Raw genomic sequence first — 21,348 nt, forward strand, 5'->3', positions numbered from 1 at the left:
CATGAATGAGGGCACTCTAACGCTGCCGTTTGAGTATGCTGACAGCAGCATGACAATTTTAAAATTCCCTAAAGAGAAATCCAGCCTAACAATTGTGCGCGGTGAAATGCCGGCAGAGCTTTCTTTAGCTGAAACGGTAGAATTACAGAGAAATCTATTTCAGAAAGAATTTAAGACGATCATTCTGGGGGAAACCAAAGAGGCGATATTGGGTAACGCTCTCACCCTGAAAGGGATGGAGTTTTTCTGTATGTTTGATCAATCCAATATCAAACAATATCAGATGAATTTGCTGATAAAACAGCACGCCTATTTTATTACCTTTACCTATACGCAACTTCGTGTATTCGATAATGAAGATTTGGCTAACTGGGAACGCATTAAATCTGACTTTGTGCTGACTCCTCAGTGGTATCAATTATTAAAGGAGATACCTCATGAGTGACGGGAAGTATTTGGCAGCCAGAGAAACGGATGTCTTGCTGCATACCTCGTTACTTGCAGATTTTGTATCGGGGGTCGTTAAAGGTGCTATTTATGCGGCAGCGGGGGCCATCGCGTGTGCTGCGATGGCGGTAACTTTTCCTGCCTCTTTACTTGTGGGGGCTGCGGTTGGGCTTGCGGTAGGTTTTGTTTTTGGTGAAGCCGTTGATGCCGTAGCTGATACCGTAGCAAGCTGGTTTCCTCCTTCCGAAGATGGCCTGATCATTACCGGCTCTGATAATGTCCACACCAAAAAACTTCCTGCAGCGCGTGCTGCCGGAAAAATGAAGCGGGAGGCTTTGCTAAGTTTAATCGCTTATGACAAAGAGCACCCACCAAAAGGTAAAGCGGAACAGATTGCAGAAGGGATCCTACAAAAAGGATTGACGTTGCTGAAGTGGACAACGCCTGTTGGCGCACTGATGTCAGCACATGAAGCATTAACGGCAGATAGTGGAGCCGAGGCAGAAAAAGGAGGTAATGCCCCGCCTGTGAATGAAAATCAGGCGGCTAAACCCGGCTTTTGGGCATCAGTCGGCAATAGTATCATGTCACCTACCGTTGCCAGCGCGGATCCAAATGCCTCGCCTGCGGATATGGACAAGATTGTTTGTACCAAATGGCACTTTAACAGTGGTGGGCCTTATCTTGCAGAAGGCTCAAAACGCGTTCAGATTAATAGTCAGCCCGCCTGCCGTAAAGACGATCGTAGTACCTGTGAAGCCAAGATTGCGCCAAAGCAGGAGGGGAGCAAGGTGCGTATTGGCGGTGACAGCGTGGTTGTGCGGGATATCCAGAGCGGTAAGAACCCTTTTATGTCGATGCTTGGTGAAATCGTCGGTGGGATCTTGGTTGGGCTGGCTGCTGCGGGCCGACAGGCAATTATGACCTGTTTGAAAAGTGCGGCCTGTGACTTGTTGATTGATACTGCCGTTACGGCGGTCACGACGGTTGGTTCTGCTGCGGTTGGGGAAGCACTTTCTCGTGCCACCTCATCAAATCACCCTATACATTATGCCAGAGGCAGCAAGGTATTGGCGGGTGAGGCGGAACAGGATTTTGTGCTGGAAGGACAAATTCCCCTGTTCTGGCAACGTATGTATAACAGCCATAATGCCCATGAAGGCGTTTTAGGTGCCGGTTGGAGTCTGCCTTTTGAGTTTTCGCTGGAAATCCGTGACCAACACGGTGAAGAGGCAATCTTCTACATCGATCGTTCGGGGCGTGAATTAGGGCTGGGCGTGCTGCTTAAAGGCATGAGTGCGCGCTATATCGATGAAGGTTTTACGCTTTACCGCAGTTCATATAATCAGTTCTTGCTGCAAACAGATTTTGGCGCGTTTTATCTGTTTGAGGAGAATCCACTCAAGACAAATCACTTCCGCTTGCACCAACAGCTTGACCGCCATGAAAATAAACTGGAATACCATTACGATCCTGAGGGCCGGTTGCAGCAGATTATTGATGATGTGCAGCAACTGCAGGTGATTTTTGGCTATGATCCGCTACTTTCACGCCTGACCGAAGCAAAGCAGGTTATTTATCGTCGGCAGGAAAAGGTCGAAAAAATCCTGGTGCAGTATCACTACAATGAACGGGGCGAGCTAATCCGTGTGAGTGATGCCGACGGAGTGACAACGCGGCGTTATGGTTATGATCCTGACCATCACCTTATGACGAGCCACGGTTATGCAACCGGCCTGATGGCTTCCTATCGCTACCAACTGTTTCCTGCACTGGAAGGAGAGAAAGCCCATTATCGGGTCGTTGAGCATACGTTATGGGAAGGTGAGGTTGTGCTGGAATCGATGCAGCTTCACTATGATTTGTTACTCAAGCAGGTCGAAGTGGTTGAAGTGGGCAAAGGCAGCAGCTATCGCCGTTGGGGGAAGAATTACCTTATCAGCGACTATGTCGATGAGCTGGATAATGTTTGGCAGTTTACCTGGAGTGAGGAAGACAAATTAACTCAGGTCATCGATGCAGCCGGTAATACATGGGCATTTGAATATGATTTATACGGAAATTTAGCTCATACCGCCGATCCTGAAGGGCAAAAGACACACACCAAATGGGATGATGATTTTGCTTATCCTTTGGTGAGAGTGATGCCTAATGGCGGAGCCTGGCACTACCAATATAACAGCAAAGGTGATTTAGTCTTGCTGACCGACCCCGAGGGGGGAGAATCATCATTTGTTTATGATGGTGCTGGTAACCGCATTTATCAGCGTGATGCGAAAAATAACGAAACACACTATAGCTATAACATGCGTGGGCAATTACAGAGCCAGACAGATTGTTCCGGTAATGTGACACGATTTATCTATGATGATTTTGGTCAGCTCAGTGCGGTTCAAAATGCCTTGCAGCAAACGGAGCATTTTACCCATTCACCGGGTGGAAAGTTGCTTGAGCGTGTATTGGCTGATGGCTCTACCCGGCAATATCATTATGATTCATCCGGTTTGTTGAGCCAACTCGGTGAAAACAAAGAGATACGAGCCCAATATCGTTACAATGCACGCGGCCAGATCACTGAGCAGAAGCGTAACGGAAAGACGTTGCGTTTGGAATATGACAACTACGGGCGTTTAAGCACACTGTATAACGAAAAAGGGGAACCTTATCGTTTCTCTTACAATGTGCTTGATGAGATGACCCAGGAAGTTCGGCTTGACGGCACGGTACGGCAATTATCCTATGACCGATTAGGTTTCCTGATTAAGGACACAGTGGTGGGCAGTGAGGGCGGTAAGCTCCAGACCACGCTGGTGCGGGATAAAATAGGCAGGTTGTCCCTGAAAGAGCGTATGGACTACCGTACCGAATATGAATATAAGGCCAAAGAACTGCATATCAAGCATATCCGGCAAGAGGATTATCAACAGGCGTTATCCGAAAACCAAAAGCCGGATTATCAAACCCTGTCCTTTTTGTTTGACGCTTTCGGCCAGTTAACGGAAGAACATAATCATCATGGGCAGTATCGCTACGAATATGATGAGCTCGGTAATCTGCTCAAAACGGCATTCCCCGACAAAAGCGAGCTGCGGCATTTTTACTATGGCAGTGGTCATCTGTTGCAAAGTGAGTTCACCCACGGTTCGCAACAATATTTACTGGCCGAATATACGCGCGACAACCTGCACCGTGAGATCGGTCGCACACAAGGGGCTTTGACGGAACAGACAGAATATGACGCTTTGGGAAGGGTGACGGCAAAGCTTTCCCGGGCGAGCACAACAAATCACCTCTTTCGTGCCAAAGTGGCGCGGCATTACCGCTATGACCGGCAAAGCCAGCTTCAGACGATGAAACTGACCCTGGGGCAGGGTGACGGTTTCTTTGATTACGGGGAAACTCAGACGGTTGATTATCACTATGATGAAGCCGGCCAGATACTTGCCCGTTATACCAATATGGAGCCAGAAACATTCCGGTATGATGCGGCCGGAAATCTGCTTAACAACACAGAGGTCGCCTGGAACAACCAGGTTGAGCGGGCGGGGAATTTCCGTTACGACTATGATGAATTCGGGCGGATGCGGCGGCGTGCCAACCAACGTAACGGGGTTGAACAACATTTTCACTACGACAGTGATAACCGTGTCACGTCTGTAGAATTCACCCGGCACCCACGCTATAAGCGGGTCAGTTATGACTATGATGCACTGGGGCGACGAATTGCCAAAACGCTGAGTTTCACCCATCCGTGTGAGGGAGAGAAGAGGACAGAATTTTACTGGCAGGGGATGCAGCTGTGCGGTGAGCAGGCATCAAACCAGGCGTTAACCTACTACTTCTACCATAACGGCAGCTATACGCCGCTGGCCCGGTTTGACTGTAATGACTCTGAAACGGCAGATGGCACGGAGTCTGGTGATCTTTGGTTTATGCATGCCGAGGCCAATGGTATGCCGCTGCTGCTGAGCGATGCGCATGGAAATACGGTCTGGCAGCAGCTCCAGGCGGATTTGTTTGGCCGGGTCAAGCAGGAGAAAAGTACGCTGTCACCTTATTCGGCAAAACAGAATTTACGTTTTGCCGGGCAGTATTATGATGAAGAGACCGGGTTGCATTATAATACCTTCAGGTACTATGCTCCTGAGTGTGGGCGGTTTACGCAGCCTGACCCGATAGGGCTGGCGGGGGGGATAAATCTTTATCAGTATGCGCCGAACCCGTTAGGGTGGATGGACCCACTTGGATTAACTCCTGATGGAGTATTTATTCACTATACTGATTTCTTTGGAATGCAAAACATTCTAAATAGTGGTGTTATAGAAGCGAATGTAAAAGGGAAGGTCTATATAACCGATATATTAATGACACCACAAGATGTCATGAGGGATGTTTTTATTGGCAACCCTAGATACGAAGGTCGCGGTGATTATGCTATTATATTTAAAACAGACCCTGGGCAGGCAGGGAGTATAAAATTATCTTCAGATCTTGAATTTGTTCATGATGGTAGATTAAAAATAGGTGAGATTATACATGCAGGAAAGAATCCATATGGTTCCTTATCTCATCTGGATTATGAACAACGATTGGGAATGACAAGAAACCAAATAGAATCTAGAGGGACGTGTTAATATCATGACAAGAGAAAAAAGTATAAGTTTTTCACAAGGAGAAGTAATAGCTTTGAAAAGAGCTATTATTTATCTTAAGTTTTCCTGTGAGGAAACAGAGTCAATATTGTTTGCGGGTAGCCCATTCATAAATAGTGTGCTAGAAAAGTTACTTGAAATCGATGATCTTCATGATAAATCGACATCATCATATTTCAAGAAAAACATACCCAATGAAGATTTCATATTATCTAAGCTTGAGCGATTAGATAAGGAAGAGGGAAGGAAAACTGACGAAAGTATAAAATTAGAAACCTTAAAAACTTGTTTATATCCCTATTCTATATAAATACCAGCCGGAATGGATGCTCTATTCCGGCTGTTTTATCCATAACTATGCTTGCATATTACCTTGTTGTACCTGAACTATCACCTTACCAGGAATCACGCTAATCGCCAGTGGTTGCCCTGTCAGATAGCTTTGTGTCAGCCAGTCTCCTGCCAGATACAGCTCACCGTTATCCCGTATCCAGTCCGCACCGATATGGGGGTGAGTATCCACCTCCAATAATAACCGCTTTGCCTCCATCTCATAGGCGGCGAGGGTAATTATCAGCCCATCCCAATATTGCTCTATCTTAAATACAGCGCCGGGCGTAAACCCTGCCTGAATAATATCCTCGTTATTAATGTTCAGATCAGGAATAAACTCATCGGTGGTTGTGCCTGTTATATTAACGCCGTTCATACATTATCCCCCACCTGAATAATCAATCTTCCCTGTTCAATATTGACCGTGACCGACTGGCCGGTTAAAAAGCCGTGCTGCTCCAACATTTAATTGAAAGCTGTGGGTTGATTTCCGGCATGGTGGTCGGCCAACTGTAGTCCCTCCAGTTTTTAGTACCACCGCCAATGAGGATCTCCGGCCAGTTTTTGCCTCGCATAGATAACCGGTGGCATATCACCCAGTGAGCTATGTGGGCGTTCCTCGTTATATTCTGTGCGCCAGTCTTCTGTGAGTTCACGTACTTCAGACAATGTTCTGAACAGATACATATCAAGTATTTCTGTTCGCAACGTTTTGTTAAATCGCTCGATAAATCCGTTCTGCATCGGCTTTCCGGGCTGAATAAAATCGAGTATCACTCCATGCATCTCTGCCCACTCGGATAAGGCTGCGGCAGTGAGTTCTGGCCCGTTATCACTTCGTATATAAGTCGGGTAGCCGCGTTCTGCACTTAATCGCTCCAGAATGCGCACAACACGATGAGCCGGTATATTCAAGTCAACTTCGATTGCCAGTGCTTCCCGGTTAAAGTCATCAACTACGTTAAATAACCGGAATCGCCGCCCGTCGCTCAAGGCATCACTCATAAAATCAACTGACCAACAGTGGTTCATTTTATGTGGAATAACCAACGGCTGTGGATGCCTGTTCGGTAAGCGTTTTTTTCCTTTGCGTCGGAAGTTGAGTTTTAACAATCGATAGATCCGGTAAACCCGCTTTGCATTCCACAGTAATCCTGCTTGGCGTAACTTATTGAACATAAGTCCAAAACCATAGGCCGGATACTGATGCGCCAGTTTTTGTAGCGCCTCAACCACAGGCAGATCCCGTACTGTGTTCGGGCAATAATGCAACAGGCTTCGACTGATACCGATAATCCGGCACCCGCGTCGTTCGCTGGCCTGATGTTCCGTCATGACGTAACGCACCAGCTCACGCTTTTCGGGTACCGTTAAAGTTTTTTTGAAACAACATCCTTAAGAATTTCATGATCTAAGCTCAAGGAAGCATACATCTGCTTTAACCGACGGTTTTCCTCTTCCAGCTCTTTCATTCGTTTGATATCAGAGGACTCCATGCCGCCGTATTTAGATTTCCAGTTATAATAGCTGGCTTCCGACACACCGTTTTCACGGCACACATCCTTCACATGTCGACCCCCTTCAACTTCTTTCAGGACCCTCAGGATCTGAGTTTCAGTGAAACGCGCTTTCTTCATGATGAGCTTCCATTGGTTGCATTTTAACCAGAGAACTCCATTAAGCGGTAAGACTAAATTCAGGGGGGACTACAGCTGTACCTGAATCACCACCTTGCCGGACATCACGTTGATCGCCAGCGGTTGCCTGGTCAGGCAGTATTGTGTCAGCCAGTCTCCGGCCAGATATAACTCACCATTATCTCGTACCCAGTCCGCGCCGATATGGGGATGGGGGCCCACTTCCAATAATAACCGTTCAATCTCTGCCTTATTAGTGGCTAAAGTAATGACTAGCCCATTCCGATACTGTTCTATCTTAAATACAACACCTGGCGTTGTGATGCAGTGAGTTCCACGTTGGTCGCAACAGTCAGTTATGACTATGACATTCAAGGGCGTCTGGTCAAAGCCGTCAATGCAGAGGCCGTGGTTGAATTTGACTATGACGACGCAGGCCAACTGATTACCGAAAGGCTGAATGGCAGCGCGGTCAATCGCAGTTGGCAGTATGACCCGGCTTATAATGTGGTGGGTATTGATGATGGGCGTTGGGGCAAAACACACTACCAGTATGACCAGAATGACTAGGTGGTGCGGGCGGACTTTGGCGGCTTTCTGCCATTGCAGGAGCATTTCAGCTACGACGCGAATCAGAACCTGGTCTCACATACCCATTTGCCACGCGGTGCTGGAGCGGTATTACAACAGACAGCGCAGTCTCAGCAGGCGGGGAGGGTAGTCTCGCGGGGCAACAGCCAATACCGTTACGACGCAGCCGGAAGGCTGGTTGAAAAACGTGAACAGAAAGAGGGATTCCGGCCACAGGTGTGGCGTTACCGCTGGAATGAGCAGGACCAGTTGGCGGAGCTGATGACGCCGAAAGGTGAACGTTGGCGTTACGGGTATGATGCCTTTGGGCGACGTATCCGTAAATTGCGTATTATCGACAGCCCACCGCTGGATGAGAGGCCTCTGCCGTCAGCCAAGCTCGCCTGCAACCTGCGTTTTGCGGGTCAGTATGCGGATGCGGAATCCGGGTTGCACTACAATCGTTTTCGCTATTATGATGGTGAAACCGGGCAGTATTTATGTTCGGACCCGATAGGGCTGGCGGGGGGGCTGAACCTGTATGCGTATGTGCCAAATCCGTTAAGTTGGATAGACCCGCTAGGCTTAGCTACATGTCCTAATGCGAAAGTGCTGACGGTTAATAAACCCAAAATATTAAGTAGTAAGAATCTATCAGATAAAGAGCGTGCTTACCTTGAGCAACAGTTTCAGAAAAAGCAAAATGCACTGAGTAGAGCGGCTAAGCGAGGAGAATTAGTTTGGTTACCTGGAACCCACGATGTAAGGATATCTTCTCTGCAAAGTTCGTATAGAAAAGCTGTTGCCGAACGTTTCGAGAGAATATTTGGTAAACCAGCTGATCTTTCTAAATTAAATGCAGACCACCTGTTGATTTAATTGTAGGTGGCTCTGCAACTCAAAAACTGCAAATGCTAAATGAGTCAATTAATAAAAGCGTTGGTAGTTCTTTGAAAAATGCTGGGAGAAAAGCAGGTCTTAATCCTGGAGATATAATAAGTGATGTCATATTTATTTAAGGAGAGGGCATGGGTAATTCATTTTCATTCTCAACAGATACTGCGACTTTGTCTATATTTGATTTTCAGGCTATCAAGCATCGAATTAACGATACAGCTGATTGGTGGAGTTTACCAGAGGATGAAATAGATGAAGTCAATAAAGGGAATATCATTTTTTTAGGTCTGCTAGATGATGGTGTCTATAAAGTAGATGTTGTGGATAAGATCAATAATCCAGATGGAACTTTATTTTTGAAAGTACCTTCAGGGGAGGTTTTTATTGGAGCTGGAGAGGACGCAACTGGTGGTGATTTAGAGCCGGATAGCTCAGATTCTATCTCGGGAAAAACTTTTAAACTTCCAGTAAACAATTACTCTGTATCTTTCAAAAGAGATGATGAAATAATATTAATATCTTTTATACCTTCTAGTGAAAACACTAATAAAATCGAATCATTGGTGCGGATCTAGTTAATTTAAATCGTTTTCACTGAAATGCCGGGAAGTTTTAGAAATAATCTTTCCCGGCTATTTTTATTAGCTGTTACACCAGCATATCACCCTGCTGTACTTGAATCATCACCTTGCCAAGCATCAAGCTGATCGCCAGCGGTTGCCCGGCTAGGCCGCACTGGGTCAGCTATTCCCCCGCCAGATATGGCTCGTCATTGTCCCTTATCCAGTCCACGCCAATATTAGGATCTGCGTTCACCTCTAATAATAACCGCTCAATCTTTGCCTTATTGGAGACTAACGTTATTATCAGTCTATCCTGGCATGGTTCTATCTTAAATATGGTGCCGGGTGTAAACCCTGCTCTAATAATATCCTCACCATCGATAATCAGCTCGGGAATAAACTCGCCTGTGGTTGTCTTTATAATATGAGTCCAGTTCATAAACTCTCCCCCACCTGAATAATCAATCTTCCCTGTTCAATATTGACCGCCACCGGCTGGCCGGTTAAAAAGCCGTGCTGCTCCAACAGTTTTATTGAAAGCTGTGGGTTGATTTCCGGCATGGTGGTCGGACAACCAATGGGGATAAATGTGGCCAAGTAACCCGAATCAGGTGGAGGAAAGCCAGGCAAGCCCGATAATGTGACACGATTTATCTATGATGATTTTGGTCAGCTCAGTGCGGTTCAAAACGCTTTGCAGCGAACTGAGCATTTTACCCATTCACCGGGTGGAAAGCTGCTTGAGCGTGTATTGGCCGATGGCTCTACCCGGCAATATCATTATGATTGATCCGGTTTGTTGAGCCAACTCGGTGAAAACAAAGAGATACGAGCCCAATATCGTTACAATGCACGCGCCAGGTCACAGAGCAAAGTATCTAACTCACTTTTTTCAAGAATGTTTGATTTATGCAATCAGGAGTTTTATGACGCAATGGATGAGAAAGATGAACATTGCTTAAGTATTGTAAATCAATTGGAGAAGGACTGTTTGATTTATCAAAATATAGATGATAGGTCGCTCCAAATTGTCGAATTTATAAAAAATATTAAGTATACGTTTTATGATATAGATTTTGATTAAGTATGATCAGGAAGGCTTAATTGGGATTTTCCTGGTTTGTATTGTCACAGCATCTGTATATTCCATTTTTTATTGATACATGTATAAATAAAAATTCTCTTATAACCCATACAAAAGCAATGTTAATAACATCATGATCGCTAGAATTGAGGCTCATTGCAAAGATGACACTTGCCCATCCTGTGTTGTTGCTGGCGGTTTTATCTTTCTTGCTTACCATTCTGGGGGGCACGAAAAAGAAGAGATAGAATTCCAGATTAGAGCTTCTTTTAATGCATTACGGAAAACCGTAACATTCGGTTAATGCTGAGATGGTAGTTATCTGCTATGAATAATTTTAATGAATTTAACCTGCCCATCAGGCTGGATGTTACTCTCAGTCCAGCCAATATGGCGGTAAAAACCGTTCGCTCGTACCTGTGGATTTCTGTCTGTCTCGAGCCAAATTTGTATACACCCCATCTCGGTAAGCCATTTCTCTGCTTCATTCATGAGTTTGCGACCAATGCCTTGTCTTTCGTAACCTGGCTCTATGAATAATGCAAAAACTGTCGATTTATCAGCGTCAGCCATCGCGAAAGCTCTTATTACTCCATCAATCTCCACTACCCACCCGCGGCCGTTATTCAATAACATTTTGGGGAGAGATTCTGGCGTTACCCCGTACTTGGCTAAATCAGCCATGGTTGCTTTATTTTCATTTACACTGAGCCGGACACGAAACATTTCAGCAACATCGGCTATATCAGCAATTCTTATAAACATGGAAATACCTTGTGTTTCTTTAGCTGCGCTTGGAGGTACATACCGAAAATTATGCCCGGCATGAATATTATACTTGCTGATCGGCATCTTGTTTCGGCCTTTCAGATCGTTAGTTTGAGAGTGAGTTTACCCTAAGCGGCTGTCTGCAACAGGGGCTGAAAATGAGCTTGCTCAGAGCGGTGCCATACCGTTCCTGATTTTGGCTTCTGTAGCCGTAGGCGATGTAAGGAAACTCAGCAGTACTTTAACGGCTTCTTGCTGATTGCAATTAACAGGGATACCAGCTGAAAAATGAGTCATTATCTGAATATCTGCGGGCAGAGGCCCAAGGATCACAATGCCTTTCAGATGTAGTAGTTCACTAAGCTGCTGAAATCCAAGCTCCACCTCACCTTTAGCGACCAGAGAACCAACAGGGACTCCGGGTGGGGTTTTTACAAGACGCTCTTTAACTTGCTCAGCAATTCCCCAGCGCTCGAAAAGTTCAGTCAGGTATGTGCCACTCGGGCCGGTTGAGTAACCGATCGTTTTGGCTGCTAAAACGGCCTGTTTTACCCTTGCCTCGTTGCTGATATCAAAAATTCGTGCCCCTTCTTTCACCGCCATCGCCACGCCTGACTTAACCAGATCAACACGGCTATTAGGCAAAATATTGCCTGAATCAATCAGCTTGTTGATCGCGCTGGCAGCGAGGATCACCACATCAAAGACTCCGCCAGCCTCTACGCATTTGGCTGCATCCACGCCCCCCATTGACTCAAGCTCAATCCGGTATTTTGACTGTAGCTCAAATTGCTCTGTAAGTTCGGTCAAAAGCTGACGAGTGGCCATCGAAGAAATGATCCGCAGAGTCGTTGGCTGATTGGACGAAATAGCTACCGGCGCCGCAGCGCTAAGATTGGCGATACTCATACAAAGGATTACATTCGTATATTTCATTATATGTATCTCCATGGTTAAAATACCTCAACAGGCATGCCACTAAAAACAAGAACCCCTTGCCTTTAGTGGCAATATAACGTTTAAATTGGCTGAATAAATCTATTGGTAAGCAATGTTACTTAACAAAACCCAGTAACTCCCACCAAATATAACCGACAGTCATTGTCACAATAAAACATACCGTTGCAATAACTGCTCCAGAGACCCACCATTGTTTTACATTGCTATAGCCAGCGCCAAAAATAATGGGGGCTGAGCCGCCGCCATAGTGCGTTAATGCACCGCCGTAAGAGTTGGTTGCAGCTAAGACCAGAGCCAGAGCCATGGGATCGGCGCCCGCAACTTTACCTACGGTGAGGAACACGGGAAGCATGGCAATGGCGTATGAACTGGCAGAAGCAAAGAAATAACGGATGATAATACTCAGGAAGCCGATAATCGTTAATGCAATAAATGGATTGTGCCCAAAATCGACATTGCTCTGTATTAAATTAGCTAACCAATCAAATACTTTTTCTTTACTCAGCGCACTTGCCAGACCAATGATACCGCCAAACCAAAGTAGCGTATTCCAAGCGCCTTTATTTTGAAGCACATCATCCCACTTTATGACACCTAACAGAATACACAGTGCCATTGCCATAATGGCAACCGCTGTTGCATCAATTTTGAGCGTGATGCCAAACAATTGCCCAAGGATGGAGGGCATTGCCCAACCGAGAAGGGCTGAAACAAAGATACCTATTAAAAGTTTTTCATTGCGTGTTATCGGCCCCAATTCTGTCAAACCTTCATCCGCAATTTTTTTGTTATCCACTTTGGTTAATTCTGGTTTATCAAGATAATAGCCAACTGCGGGAACAATAAGCAGTAATACCAGGCCGGGAACTATCATGGCGAGAGCCCAAACACCCCAGTCAAGATGAATATCCAGAATTTTTGCAGCGAAATCAGCAGCCAGTAAATTGGGTGCCATCGCAGTAATAAACATAAAACTGCTGACCTTCATGACAAAGTAGATATTGGACATCAAATAAGAGCCCGCTTTCTTTGCCGTATCGCCGGGTTCTGACCCCAACGCTTTTACTACTGATAGGATGATGGGGAAGACAATCCCTCCGCTTCGTGCCGTGTTCGACGGCGTTACAGGAGAAATAACAAACTCCAGGAAAGCGGTCACATACCCGAGACGAAGCGTTGTCCCACCACAGAAGCGGATCATGTGAAACGCAATCCGCCGCCCTAATCCCGTTTTAACAAAAGAAATACTGATACCGAAGGCAGCAAACACTAACCAGACTGTTGATGTTGCATATCCAACCAGTATTTGACCGGTGTTATTAAGGAAGAATCCTGCAAAACCTACAACGCCTAACAACACTACCGCTTCAGAAAACGGCTTTAAAATAAGGCCACAAATAGCAGCCAGATAGAATCCAGACAGACGCCATGATGCCTCTGTCAACCCTTCTGGTGGTGGAATAAACCAGATTATAAGCGGTATCATTACTAGGATACATAATTTCCAGATCTTATTTTTCATGCTGTAGTTTCCCCTTTCCAAGGTGTTGTAATACTGAAACTTACTGGCATTCGATAAACGTCAATATCTTTGTTATTGCTGGCTGATTTAATGGGCTGCCCAATCCTTAAAGACTTCGGATAGGTATGCTATCCGGTTGCAGAGCTCGGGCTTATTTATTCTTATAGCGTTAAATCGTTAAGGTTATTGACGTAACGTAGCCCTTTTTTTGCCAAGGGTTCACGCATTTGGTAGATATCCAGCCCGAGTTCGCCGTTAGCCAAACGCTGGCGTTTGCTTATTTCTAGTTCCCCCCGTGTCTGTGCGGCATCTGCAATGGCAATCGCCTGCTTCCCAGGCACAATCACTACGCCATCATCGTCTGCCACGACAATATCGCCGGGGTTGACCAATTGGCCTGCGCAGATCACCGGCACGTTGACCGAGCCAAGCGTGGCTTTCACCGTGCCTTGAGCCCAAACCGCACTCGACCACACAGGGAAGTTCATTTCACGCAGGGTCTGGCTATCGCGGATACCAATATCCCCAACCAGGGCCACTACGCCTCGTGCCTGTAATGAGGTTGCGAGCAGATCGCCAAAAAAGCCATCATGGCACTCAGAGGTTGGCGCCACTAGCAGCACATCGCCTGGTTGGCACTGCTCTACGGCCACATGGAACATCCAGTTATCTCCGGGTGTAACCAACACCGTCACCGCACTGCCAGCAATACAGCGCCCTTGCTGAATAGGTTTAATGCGCCTATCCAATAAACCCTGGCGCTGCTGGGCTTCATGCACTGTCGCTACCCCGTATTCAGCGAATCGCTGTAGCAGAGAGCGTTCCGCACGTTCAATATGTGTGACTACCACGCCTTTCATATTAATCAGGTTCATGACAGATCCTCCGTTACGCGCGGGAAGAGGCTTTGATAACCTTCCCCATGAATGATGATCTGGTTGCTGGCAATACCGATATTGCGCTTCGCCTGTACCCCACGCTGCAATGCCACACGCGTGTAGTATTCCCATAAATGTTCCTGGCCGGCCATGCATTGAATGGCAGCATATTTTTTCTCCCATACTGATGTGATATCCAGCAGGACGTCGGGTTTCCAGCCGCATTGTTCCGGCTGATGTGGCTCAAAGCAGTACACCGGCGGAGCGCCAATGATGGTTTCACCCGGTCGGTATCCTTCCGCCTGAGCAATAATACGGGCCTCTTGGGTCAGGTTGGCTGCCAGGGGGTGATCGTAGTTATAGGGATCGGCCAACGAGTGAGTGAGGATAAAATGAGGCTGTACGCGGCGGAATACGTCCGCTAAGCGGAACAGGTCTTCTTTATCTGCCCGTAGCGGATAGTCGCCCATATCGAAAAACTCAATGCTGGCACCAAGCACATTTGCCGCCGCTTCCGCTTCAGCGTGGCGGCTCGCTTTTACTATTTCCTCCGTCATGCTGCCTTTGCGCCATAATTTGGCAGACTCCCCACGTTCGCCGTAAGAAAGGCAGACAATGTGCACTTGATAGCCTCGTTCAACATGCAAAGCGATAGCTCCGCCAGCACGCCAGACAAAATCAGCCGAATGAGCGCTAACCACCAAGGCCGTTTTTTGTGAAATTATTGCCATATTATTTTCCTTTTTTCCTGCTTTATCTGTTTGGAATTCTGGCATGGCTTAATTAGTGGGAAATAGTGAGTTTTATTGCCCGAGCGACAAGTTTTATTTATGCTGAAAATATAAAGCAAAATAATGCGACGAAAAATGCGGAAAAAGAATGAACATAACTCAATAAAAATTATGCAAATAAGAGCATTTTGCATGACGGCTAAGCAGGGTGCTGCATCTTTGGCTGCGCTTAATTTATTTCGCACACAGTCAGCGATTACTCGTTCTATTCGTGATCTTGAACACACTTTAGCCATCTCATTATTTGAGCGTCACGCTAAAGGCATGCTGTTAACAGATTTAGGCAAACTCATTCTCCCAAGAGCTCATTCTGCCATGGAAGAGTTGATTCGAGTTCCGGCATTGCTGCGTCGGCTGCAACAACGCGACGAGCAGGGGGGAGAAGATATTGAGCCTATATGGTTGTATAACGAACGTCGGTTGCAGATCTTTCTTTCTCTCTATCGCCAGCATCACACTCTGCCTGCCGCGCAGGCATTGGATATCACCCAGTCGGCGGTAAGCGCAGCGTTGAAAGTCTTGGAAAAGGGGGCTGGCATGCCTTTGTTCCATCGCACGCCAAAAGGGATGATACCCACGCCTGCCGGTCATGAAATCGCTCCCTGTATCAGCCGGGCATTGAACTCGCTCCATCATATTCCAGAGGAAATCACCGCGCATAGAGGGGCATTGACCGGTTCTGTTCGCGTGGGGGCCTTGCCATTAAGCCGGGCTCGTCTGTTGCCGCAAGCCATGATTAAGCTTATTTCTCGTCATCCAGGCATAAAAATGGTCACTAATGAGAGTGGATTTACGGCTCTGCTGACAGAGCTGCGTGCTGGTGATATTGATTTCATTATTGGCGCATTGCGTAATGAGGAAACCCTTTTAGATATCCATAGCGAAATGCTATTTGGAGAAGAGTTGATTCTGCTGGCACGCCCCAATCATCCGCTCTCTGGTCGTGCGATAAAAAATCAGGAATTGAATGATATTCAATGGGTTCTACCCCGCAACCACGCACCATCGCGCCATCTGCTGGAAGCCGCATTTGATAAAATGGGGTTAGCATCACCCAAACCAGTAGTAGAAAGTGGCGATCCCGCCGTGGTCCGCGCGCTGCTGCTTGGCTCTGATATGGTTGCAGCGGTTTCTTCGCATCAACTGGATTATGAAGTATCAGAAGGCATTCTTGTGCCCTTATCTATCAATCTTGCAGGTACACGACGAGAGATCGGCCTGATGACTCGCCAAGGAGCCTTGAATTCGCCCGCGACCGACGCTTTGCTCAACTGTATACGTGAAGTGATTAACTCGGATAAAGGTAAATAATCTTTTTTGATACAGGGTAATAGGCGCTATGCCGATGTTAGAACGCGGCATTGCGGCCATCTTATCAAAATAGGGGGGATGCGATAGGTATTGTAGATAGGCATTCCCCCCAGAAGGTTCTTCTGTATTTTGCAAGGATTCTCACAGAACCCGCCTTTACTTCTGCTCGGTAAAAATCATACCCTTTTTGATGTTCGCCCTCCCATTCTACCTTCAGCCTGATACGCTCAGTCGGTTGCCAAACTTGAGCGTAGCAGGCTGAGCAAAGGTGCTCAAAGCCTGCCGTTCTCAAAGAAATCACCATTCTCATCATACGCGAAACGGTCAAACCCACATATTCGGTCATATTCGGGCATGATATGGCGATGAAGCCAAATTTTTCTCAGCATCATGAATGGTTTTTAATTGCTTTATTAGCCGCATTAGTGTGATTTGTATCTAACAAATTTAATGAGAATATAATTAATTTTCATTTTTTGTTTGATTCAAATCACTTAACTGGAGGAGGGCAGTTTGTCACCCTTGGACTGATACGTCGGGCACGTTCTGCACTCCGGATAATTTACTATCTTGGATCGAAATCGGGGGTCACCATGATGCCAATTGAACGTCAGCGTCAGATATTTGAAGAGTTAAATAAAAATGGCCGCATTCTGGTTTTTGAATTGGTTGAATTACTTCAGGTATCACAGGAAACAATTCGACGAGACTTGGCAACGCTAGAGAAAAAAGGGCTTTTATATCGTACACACGGTGGAGCAGTTATTACTCGGAAAAATCAAGGTAATTCTATATCAAATAAAACAGCTCCCGATGAACATGCGTTGTCATTTAATCAACGTATAAATGAAAATATTCAACAAAAAATGCAGATTGCAAAACGCGCACTGGATTTTGTGAGCCCTGGCGACTGTATATTGCTTGATAGCAGTACGACATGTTGGTTTTTGTCTCGCCAGTTACCCGATATCGAGTTAACGGTATTAACCAACTCTTTACGTGCCGTTCAAACGCTGGCACCTAAAAGTAATATCCGCACAATATGTCTCGGCGGAGAATATTCAATACGTTATGAAGACTTTAATGGCCTGGTAACCGAAAAACCATTAAAAGACTTTTTAATCAATAAAGTCTTTTTTTCTTGCAGAAGTTTAGACAACGATGGGTATCTTCGAGAAGGGCATGAAAATAATGCTCATCTGAAGCAGCAAATGTTGCTCGCCTCGGAAAGAAAATATTTACTAATGGATTCCAGTAAGTTTCTTCATCCATCATTTGCACGGATTTGCCACTACCGAGATGTAGATTTCTTAATTACAGACAGCATAAAAGATAAAGAATTAAAACAAGAGTTAGCATGGAACGGAGTCAATATCATTGATTGCTCTCAACGTTCTCAACCAACGCAGATAATTAATTCATAAATCCATTATTAAAATAACGACCGGAGATTAAAATGAAAAAAACACTTATTACCTGTACCTTGTTCACTCTGTTTTCTACCACTTACGTCCACTCAGCAGAGAAATTGCGCATGGGTATCGTGGTAAAAATTGGGGGTATTCCATGGTTTAACGCCATGGAAGCTGGAATTAAAAGCGAAGCCGCTAAACGCGGTATTGATGCTTGGCAAGTTGGACCCACTTCCGCTGATCCAGCTCTTCAGGTTCGTGCCATCGAAGATTTAATTGCACAGAAAGTTGACATTATCGGTGTTGTACCGAATGACCCCAAAGTGCTTGAACCCGTTCTGAAGCGAGCTCAAGAGGCTGGAATTCAAGTCATTACCCACGAATCACCGGGCCAAAAATATGCCAATTGGGACTTTGAATTGGTGGATTCGGCTTCTTATGGCATCACCAACATGAAAGCGTTGGCGGAATGCATGCACGAAGAAGGCAAATACGCAATGTACGTGGGGAGTCTGACAGTCCCACTGCATAACCAATGGACCGATGCCGCCCTTGAATATCAAAAACAACATTACCCAAAGATGGAGTTGGTTTCTGACAAATTTGGTGTTGGTGAATCCTTAGATGATTCCATCCGTACCACTAATGAACTGATGTCGAAATATTCTGACATGAAAGGGATTTTGGCATTCGGTTCCAGTGGCCCTATTGGCGCGGGCCGAGCTGTGATGACGCGTCAAAAAACAGACCAGGTTTGTGTAATCGGGGCCTTCAGCCCGGGGCAGGGTGCCTCCTTGGTTAATCGTGGAGCGATTAAAGGCGGCTATATCTGGAACCCAATGACCGCTGGCGAAGTATTTATCCGCGTTGCCGACATGATGCAAAAGAAAGAACCGATTACTGACGGAATGACGATTGAAGGGCTAGGCAAAGTCAAAGTCGACGAGAAAGGGCACACGATCTTAGGTAATAGCACCGAAAGTTTGGATAAAGCTAACCTGCCAAAACTGGTAAAACTGGGGCTGTAAGCGATGACTCGTATCGAACCACACCGGCTGATTGCGCTAGAAAACCTGTCGAAAACCTTCGGTGGCCACCGCGCATTAAGTGAGATATCGCTGTCGTTAATGGCAGGAGAAGTGCACTGCCTGGCCGGTACTAACGGCTGTGGTAAGAGCACGCTAATCAAGGTTATTTCCGGGGTTCATGCCCCAGATAGTGGCAGCACTATTACCCTTGGCAAGGGCGAACGCTTTCCCCGTTTAACGCCTAAAAAAGCACATGATTTTGGTATTCAGGTGATTTATCAGGATCTTTCGTTATTTCCAAATCTTAGTGTGGCAGAGAACATAGCATTCGAACATAACTTAAACAGTTTACTCGGCTGGTACCGCGTTAAACAACTTCGTCAAACCGCAGAACGCGTTATCAACGAGCTGCAATTTAACTTGAATCTGGATACCACGGTGTCTGAGTTATCGATTGCTCAGCGTCAGCAAGTTGCGATCTGTCGCGCATTAGTCGCTGAGGCACGGTTGGTGATTATGGATGAACCAACGGCCTCCCTTACCCGTACCGAAGTCAATCAGCTATTACGTACTGTTCGTTATCTGAAAGATAAAAATATTTGCGTAGTTTTTGTCAGCCACCGTTTGGACGAAGTCTTGGAAATCTCAGACCGAGTCACTGTGATACGTGATGGCCGAAAAATTGGCACCTGGCCAGCAAGTGAAATTGACAGCCACCGCCTCACTGAATTGATGACAGGATTGAAACTTGATTATCAGTTAAAGGCTCCCAATGCCAATCTTGGGCGGGCATTACTCGAAGTCGAGAACTTAACGCGAGCAGGGCAATATCAGAACGTCAACTTCAAACTCTATGAAGGTGAAGTTCTTGGACTCTGCGGGCTGCTGGGTTCTGGCCGAACAGAATTGGCACTGTCGCTGTTTGGCATGACACGACCAGATAGTGGGAAAATCTGGCTCGACAGTAAACCCGTCCAGTTTCGCAGCCACGAAGATGCGATTAAAGGAGGGATTGGTTACGTTTCAGAAGACCGATTGACCTTAGGGTTGATACAACAACAGTCGGTAGCTGACAACATGGTTCTTTCGATTCTGGATCAACTACGTAATCGCTTTCATTTGATCGATGAATACCGAAAAAACAAGCTAATTCTTGAATGGATCAACCAGTTGGGGGTTCGAGTCGCCGACCCTAATCATGCCATCGCTACCCTTTCCGGGGGGAATCAGCAAAAAATTGTGCTCGCAAAATGGGTGTTAACACAGCCTAAAATCCTGATTCTTGACTCACCAACAGTCGGTGTAGACGTGGGGGCTAAAGCCAGCATTTACCGCCTGATCCACCAGTTAGCTCAGGAGGGATTAGCAATCATCCTGATCTCTGACGAAGTGCCTGAAGTCTATTACAACTGTGACCGTATTTTGCATTTCCGAAATGGTACTGTAAATGCCGAATACCAGCCGAGCAGCGTGGAACAACAGACGTTGGCGGAGGTAATCAATGCCTAACTTATCCTTTTTCAAACCACAATCCAGCCAAGGGTGGCTTGCCTGGGTGCTACTGTGCTGTTTCATCATTTTCTCTTTTGCCAGTGACCAGTTTTTAACCGTGCAAAATCTACTGGATCTTACCGAAAGCTACGCTGTTACAGGTATCTTTGCCCTGGGCCTGTTCGTCGTATTAGTGACGGGCGGTATCGATATTTCCTTTGCGGCTGTAGCATCCGTGGTGCAATACCTGATTGCTACGCTATTCATCCAGTTTCAGTTTGATAACGCCTTTTTAAGTCTTTTACTCGCAGTCTTCTGCGGCGCACTATTTGGCATGGTCAATGCGGTATTGATTTATTCGTTACGCATTGTGTCGATCATCATAACCATCAGCATGCAGTCACTGCTGTTCGGCATTCTTATGTGGCTGACTGATGGCCGAAGCCTGTATTCCTTACCTGAATGGTGGGTAACTCTGCGCAGCGTGCTGCCGTTTCAACTCCACGGGCAACATTTCCAGATTGGTCTTCCACTTATTGTCATGCTCGGCATCACTCTGCTGACCTGGATATTACTCAATAAAACGCACCTCGGTCGCCAGCTCTATGCGGTAGGCGGAGATCAGGAGTCTGCCCGCCGAATAGGGATTCGCGTCGGATTGATCCACATATTTGCCTATGGCTATCTGGGGGCATTAGCCGCGATTGGCGGGATGGTACAGGTTTATCGCATGGGGGAAGTTGTTCCTAATGCGTTGGTAGGGCGGGAGCTTGACGTGCTGGCCGCGACAGTCCTTGGCGGAGCGAGTTTGATGGGGGGGAAAGGCACCGTTGTCGGCACATTGATGGGGGTATTTCTGATCGCCATCCTGAAAAATGGCCTGAATCTTATTGGCGTCTCTGACTACTTTATGAACATCGTAATTGGTGGCGTGATCATGCTGGCCATTGCCGTTACCCATTACAAAAAGCGTAAAGAAACCGATGTCAGCTTCGTCTGACTTT

Annotated in this window: 21 protein-coding genes and 1 pseudogene; 11 read left to right on the forward strand and 11 right to left on the reverse strand. The window is 46.3% G+C overall.

The genetic code is table 11. The features are described from left to right. Nucleotide 1 precedes the first annotated feature (1 nt). The 3 genes from Z042_RS08015 to Z042_RS08025 are packed head-to-tail and all read left to right on the forward strand — an operon-like array spanning nucleotide 2 to nucleotide 5,409. Nucleotides 2-445: a DUF1795 domain-containing protein gene (locus Z042_RS08015; protein WP_024911328.1), complete on the forward strand. Its 444-nt coding sequence runs from the start codon at nucleotides 2-4 to the stop codon at nucleotides 443-445. Beyond that, entirely contained in the window at nucleotides 438-5,081 is a 4,644-nt protein-coding gene (locus Z042_RS08020; RefSeq protein ID WP_024911329.1) for an RHS repeat-associated core domain-containing protein, read from the forward strand. Before Z042_RS08015 ends, Z042_RS08020 begins: the two co-directional genes overlap by 8 nt. 4 nt (nucleotides 5,082-5,085) lie before the next feature. Next, nucleotides 5,086-5,409: a hypothetical protein gene (locus Z042_RS08025; RefSeq protein WP_024911330.1), complete on the forward strand. Its 324-nt coding sequence runs from the start codon at nucleotides 5,086-5,088 to the stop codon at nucleotides 5,407-5,409. A gap of 45 nt (nucleotides 5,410-5,454) precedes the next feature. Here Z042_RS08025 and Z042_RS08030 read toward each other — a convergent pair whose 3' ends face one another. The 4 genes from Z042_RS08030 to Z042_RS26490 all read right to left on the reverse strand — a co-directional run bounded on the left by Z042_RS08030 (nucleotide 5,455) and on the right by Z042_RS26490 (nucleotide 7,297). After that, a complete protein-coding gene (locus Z042_RS08030; RefSeq protein ID WP_024911331.1) occupies nucleotides 5,455-5,808 on the reverse strand; it encodes a SymE family type I addiction module toxin in 354 nt (117 codons plus the stop codon). Beyond that, nucleotides 5,805-5,897: a SymE family type I addiction module toxin gene (locus tag Z042_RS26825; RefSeq protein WP_071882805.1), complete on the reverse strand. Its 93-nt coding sequence runs from the start codon at nucleotides 5,895-5,897 to the stop codon at nucleotides 5,805-5,807. Before Z042_RS26825 ends, Z042_RS08030 begins: the two co-directional genes overlap by 4 nt. A 63-nt stretch (nucleotides 5,898-5,960) precedes the next feature. Then, a protein-coding gene (locus Z042_RS08035; RefSeq protein WP_154666899.1) for an IS3 family transposase occupies nucleotides 5,961-7,069 on the reverse strand; the annotation gives its coding sequence in 2 pieces (ribosomal slippage) (nucleotides 5,961-6,817 and nucleotides 6,817-7,069; 1,110 coding nt in all). A gap of 69 nt (nucleotides 7,070-7,138) precedes the next feature. Further along, the gene (locus Z042_RS26490) at nucleotides 7,139-7,297 is read right to left on the reverse strand and encodes a SymE family type I addiction module toxin (RefSeq protein ID WP_071882807.1); all 159 of its coding nucleotides are present in this window, start codon (nucleotides 7,295-7,297) and stop codon (nucleotides 7,139-7,141) included. Between the two features lie 69 nt (nucleotides 7,298-7,366). On the opposite strand from Z042_RS26490, the pseudogene Z042_RS26495 reads away from it, so the two are divergent. Together Z042_RS26495 and Z042_RS08055 are read left to right on the forward strand one after the other, a co-directional pair. Then, nucleotides 7,367-8,251 (forward strand): annotated as a pseudogene (locus tag Z042_RS26495) (RHS repeat domain-containing protein); the annotation flags it as partial. A gap of 416 nt (nucleotides 8,252-8,667) precedes the next feature. Continuing rightward, nucleotides 8,668-9,111: a DUF6386 family protein gene (locus Z042_RS08055; RefSeq protein ID WP_024914456.1), complete on the forward strand. Its 444-nt coding sequence runs from the start codon at nucleotides 8,668-8,670 to the stop codon at nucleotides 9,109-9,111. A gap of 169 nt (nucleotides 9,112-9,280) precedes the next feature. Here the strand turns inward: Z042_RS08055 and Z042_RS25885 are convergent, their stop codons facing one another. Both Z042_RS25885 and Z042_RS24885 read right to left on the reverse strand, forming a co-directional pair. Further along, nucleotides 9,281-9,538 carry a hypothetical protein gene (locus Z042_RS25885; RefSeq protein WP_236849227.1) on the reverse strand — a complete coding sequence of 86 codons (258 nt, stop codon included), beginning with the start codon at nucleotides 9,536-9,538 and terminating at the stop codon, nucleotides 9,281-9,283. Continuing rightward, nucleotides 9,535-9,696 carry a SymE family type I addiction module toxin gene (locus Z042_RS24885; RefSeq protein WP_236849228.1) on the reverse strand — a complete coding sequence of 54 codons (162 nt, stop codon included), beginning with the start codon at nucleotides 9,694-9,696 and terminating at the stop codon, nucleotides 9,535-9,537. The genes Z042_RS25885 and Z042_RS24885 overlap by 4 nt, the downstream gene beginning before the upstream one ends. A gap of 43 nt (nucleotides 9,697-9,739) precedes the next feature. On the opposite strand from Z042_RS24885, the gene Z042_RS25890 reads away from it, so the two are divergent. Continuing rightward, a complete protein-coding gene (locus Z042_RS25890) occupies nucleotides 9,740-9,889 on the forward strand; it encodes an RHS repeat protein (RefSeq protein ID WP_154666901.1) in 150 nt (49 codons plus the stop codon). A gap of 612 nt (nucleotides 9,890-10,501) precedes the next feature. Here Z042_RS25890 and Z042_RS08065 read toward each other — a convergent pair. From Z042_RS08065 to Z042_RS08085, 5 genes are all read right to left on the reverse strand, one after another. Further along, nucleotides 10,502-11,035 carry a GNAT family N-acetyltransferase gene (locus Z042_RS08065; RefSeq protein ID WP_081758508.1) on the reverse strand — a complete coding sequence of 178 codons (534 nt, stop codon included), beginning with the start codon at nucleotides 11,033-11,035 and terminating at the stop codon, nucleotides 10,502-10,504. Between the two features lie 84 nt (nucleotides 11,036-11,119). Continuing rightward, on the reverse strand, nucleotides 11,120-11,887 hold the full coding sequence (locus tag Z042_RS08070) for a substrate-binding domain-containing protein (RefSeq protein WP_024914458.1): 768 nt from the start codon (nucleotides 11,885-11,887) through the stop codon (nucleotides 11,120-11,122). A 118-nt stretch (nucleotides 11,888-12,005) separates the two neighbouring features. Continuing rightward, entirely contained in the window at nucleotides 12,006-13,433 is a 1,428-nt protein-coding gene (locus Z042_RS08075) for an anion permease (RefSeq protein ID WP_024914459.1), read from the reverse strand. 161 nt (nucleotides 13,434-13,594) lie between these two features. Continuing rightward, nucleotides 13,595-14,308 (reverse strand): 4-carboxy-4-hydroxy-2-oxoadipate aldolase/oxaloacetate decarboxylase, encoded by a 714-nt coding sequence (locus Z042_RS08080; protein ID WP_024914460.1) that lies wholly within the window; start codon nucleotides 14,306-14,308, stop codon nucleotides 13,595-13,597. After that, entirely contained in the window at nucleotides 14,305-15,042 is a 738-nt protein-coding gene (locus Z042_RS08085; protein ID WP_024914461.1) for a PIG-L deacetylase family protein, read from the reverse strand. Before Z042_RS08085 ends, Z042_RS08080 begins: the two co-directional genes overlap by 4 nt. 135 nt (nucleotides 15,043-15,177) lie before the next feature. Here Z042_RS08085 and Z042_RS08090 point away from each other — a divergent pair, with 135 nt between their 5' ends. The 5 genes from Z042_RS08090 to Z042_RS08110 all read left to right on the forward strand — a co-directional run bounded on the left by Z042_RS08090 (nucleotide 15,178) and on the right by Z042_RS08110 (nucleotide 21,344). Beyond that, on the forward strand, nucleotides 15,178-16,413 hold the full coding sequence (locus Z042_RS08090; RefSeq protein ID WP_024914462.1) for a LysR family transcriptional regulator: 1,236 nt from the start codon (nucleotides 15,178-15,180) through the stop codon (nucleotides 16,411-16,413). A 593-nt stretch (nucleotides 16,414-17,006) separates the two neighbouring features. Next, nucleotides 17,007-17,837: a DeoR/GlpR family DNA-binding transcription regulator gene (locus Z042_RS08095; RefSeq protein ID WP_024914463.1), complete on the forward strand. Its 831-nt coding sequence runs from the start codon at nucleotides 17,007-17,009 to the stop codon at nucleotides 17,835-17,837. 32 nt (nucleotides 17,838-17,869) lie between these two features. Then, complete coding sequence (locus tag Z042_RS08100) at nucleotides 17,870-18,853, forward strand: substrate-binding domain-containing protein (protein ID WP_024914464.1); 984 nt, start codon at nucleotides 17,870-17,872, stop codon at nucleotides 18,851-18,853. A gap of 3 nt (nucleotides 18,854-18,856) precedes the next feature. Continuing rightward, nucleotides 18,857-20,362, forward strand: a complete 1,506-nt coding sequence (locus tag Z042_RS08105) for a sugar ABC transporter ATP-binding protein (protein WP_024914465.1) — start codon at nucleotides 18,857-18,859, stop codon at nucleotides 20,360-20,362. Continuing rightward, nucleotides 20,355-21,344, forward strand: a complete 990-nt coding sequence (locus tag Z042_RS08110) for an ABC transporter permease (protein ID WP_024914466.1) — start codon at nucleotides 20,355-20,357, stop codon at nucleotides 21,342-21,344. The genes Z042_RS08105 and Z042_RS08110 overlap by 8 nt, the downstream gene beginning before the upstream one ends. The last annotated feature ends 4 nt before the right edge of the window (nucleotides 21,345-21,348 follow it).

This window comes from Chania multitudinisentens RB-25 (assembly GCF_000520015.2).
Taxonomy (GTDB): domain Bacteria; phylum Pseudomonadota; class Gammaproteobacteria; order Enterobacterales; family Enterobacteriaceae; genus Chania; species Chania multitudinisentens.

What these genes read in the sequence shown, in the direction of transcription:
- Z042_RS08015 (WP_024911328.1), top strand. Translation starts at nt 2, where the DNA reads ATGAATGAGGGCACTCTAACGCTGCCGTTTGAGTATGCTGACAGCAGC.
- Z042_RS08020 (WP_024911329.1), top strand. Translation starts at nt 438, where the DNA reads ATGAGTGACGGGAAGTATTTGGCAGCCAGAGAAACGGATGTCTTGCTG.
- Z042_RS08025 (WP_024911330.1), top strand. Translation starts at nt 5,086, where the DNA reads ATGACAAGAGAAAAAAGTATAAGTTTTTCACAAGGAGAAGTAATAGCT.
- Z042_RS08030 (WP_024911331.1), bottom strand. Translation starts at nt 5,808, where the DNA reads ATGAACGGCGTTAATATAACAGGCACAACCACCGATGAGTTTATTCCT.
- Z042_RS26825 (WP_071882805.1), bottom strand. Translation starts at nt 5,897, where the DNA reads ATGTTGGAGCAGCACGGCTTTTTAACCGGCCAGTCGGTCACGGTCAAT.
- Z042_RS08055 (WP_024914456.1), top strand. Translation starts at nt 8,668, where the DNA reads ATGGGTAATTCATTTTCATTCTCAACAGATACTGCGACTTTGTCTATA.
- Z042_RS25885 (WP_236849227.1), bottom strand. Translation starts at nt 9,538, where the DNA reads ATGAACTGGACTCATATTATAAAGACAACCACAGGCGAGTTTATTCCC.
- Z042_RS08065 (WP_081758508.1), bottom strand. Translation starts at nt 11,035, where the DNA reads ATGCCGATCAGCAAGTATAATATTCATGCCGGGCATAATTTTCGGTAT.
- Z042_RS08070 (WP_024914458.1), bottom strand. Translation starts at nt 11,887, where the DNA reads ATGAAATATACGAATGTAATCCTTTGTATGAGTATCGCCAATCTTAGC.
- Z042_RS08075 (WP_024914459.1), bottom strand. Translation starts at nt 13,433, where the DNA reads ATGAAAAATAAGATCTGGAAATTATGTATCCTAGTAATGATACCGCTT.
- Z042_RS08080 (WP_024914460.1), bottom strand. Translation starts at nt 14,308, where the DNA reads ATGAACCTGATTAATATGAAAGGCGTGGTAGTCACACATATTGAACGT.
- Z042_RS08085 (WP_024914461.1), bottom strand. Translation starts at nt 15,042, where the DNA reads ATGGCAATAATTTCACAAAAAACGGCCTTGGTGGTTAGCGCTCATTCG.
- Z042_RS08090 (WP_024914462.1), top strand. Translation starts at nt 15,178, where the DNA reads ATGCGGAAAAAGAATGAACATAACTCAATAAAAATTATGCAAATAAGA.
- Z042_RS08095 (WP_024914463.1), top strand. Translation starts at nt 17,007, where the DNA reads ATGATGCCAATTGAACGTCAGCGTCAGATATTTGAAGAGTTAAATAAA.
- Z042_RS08100 (WP_024914464.1), top strand. Translation starts at nt 17,870, where the DNA reads ATGAAAAAAACACTTATTACCTGTACCTTGTTCACTCTGTTTTCTACC.
- Z042_RS08105 (WP_024914465.1), top strand. Translation starts at nt 18,857, where the DNA reads ATGACTCGTATCGAACCACACCGGCTGATTGCGCTAGAAAACCTGTCG.
- Z042_RS08110 (WP_024914466.1), top strand. Translation starts at nt 20,355, where the DNA reads ATGCCTAACTTATCCTTTTTCAAACCACAATCCAGCCAAGGGTGGCTT.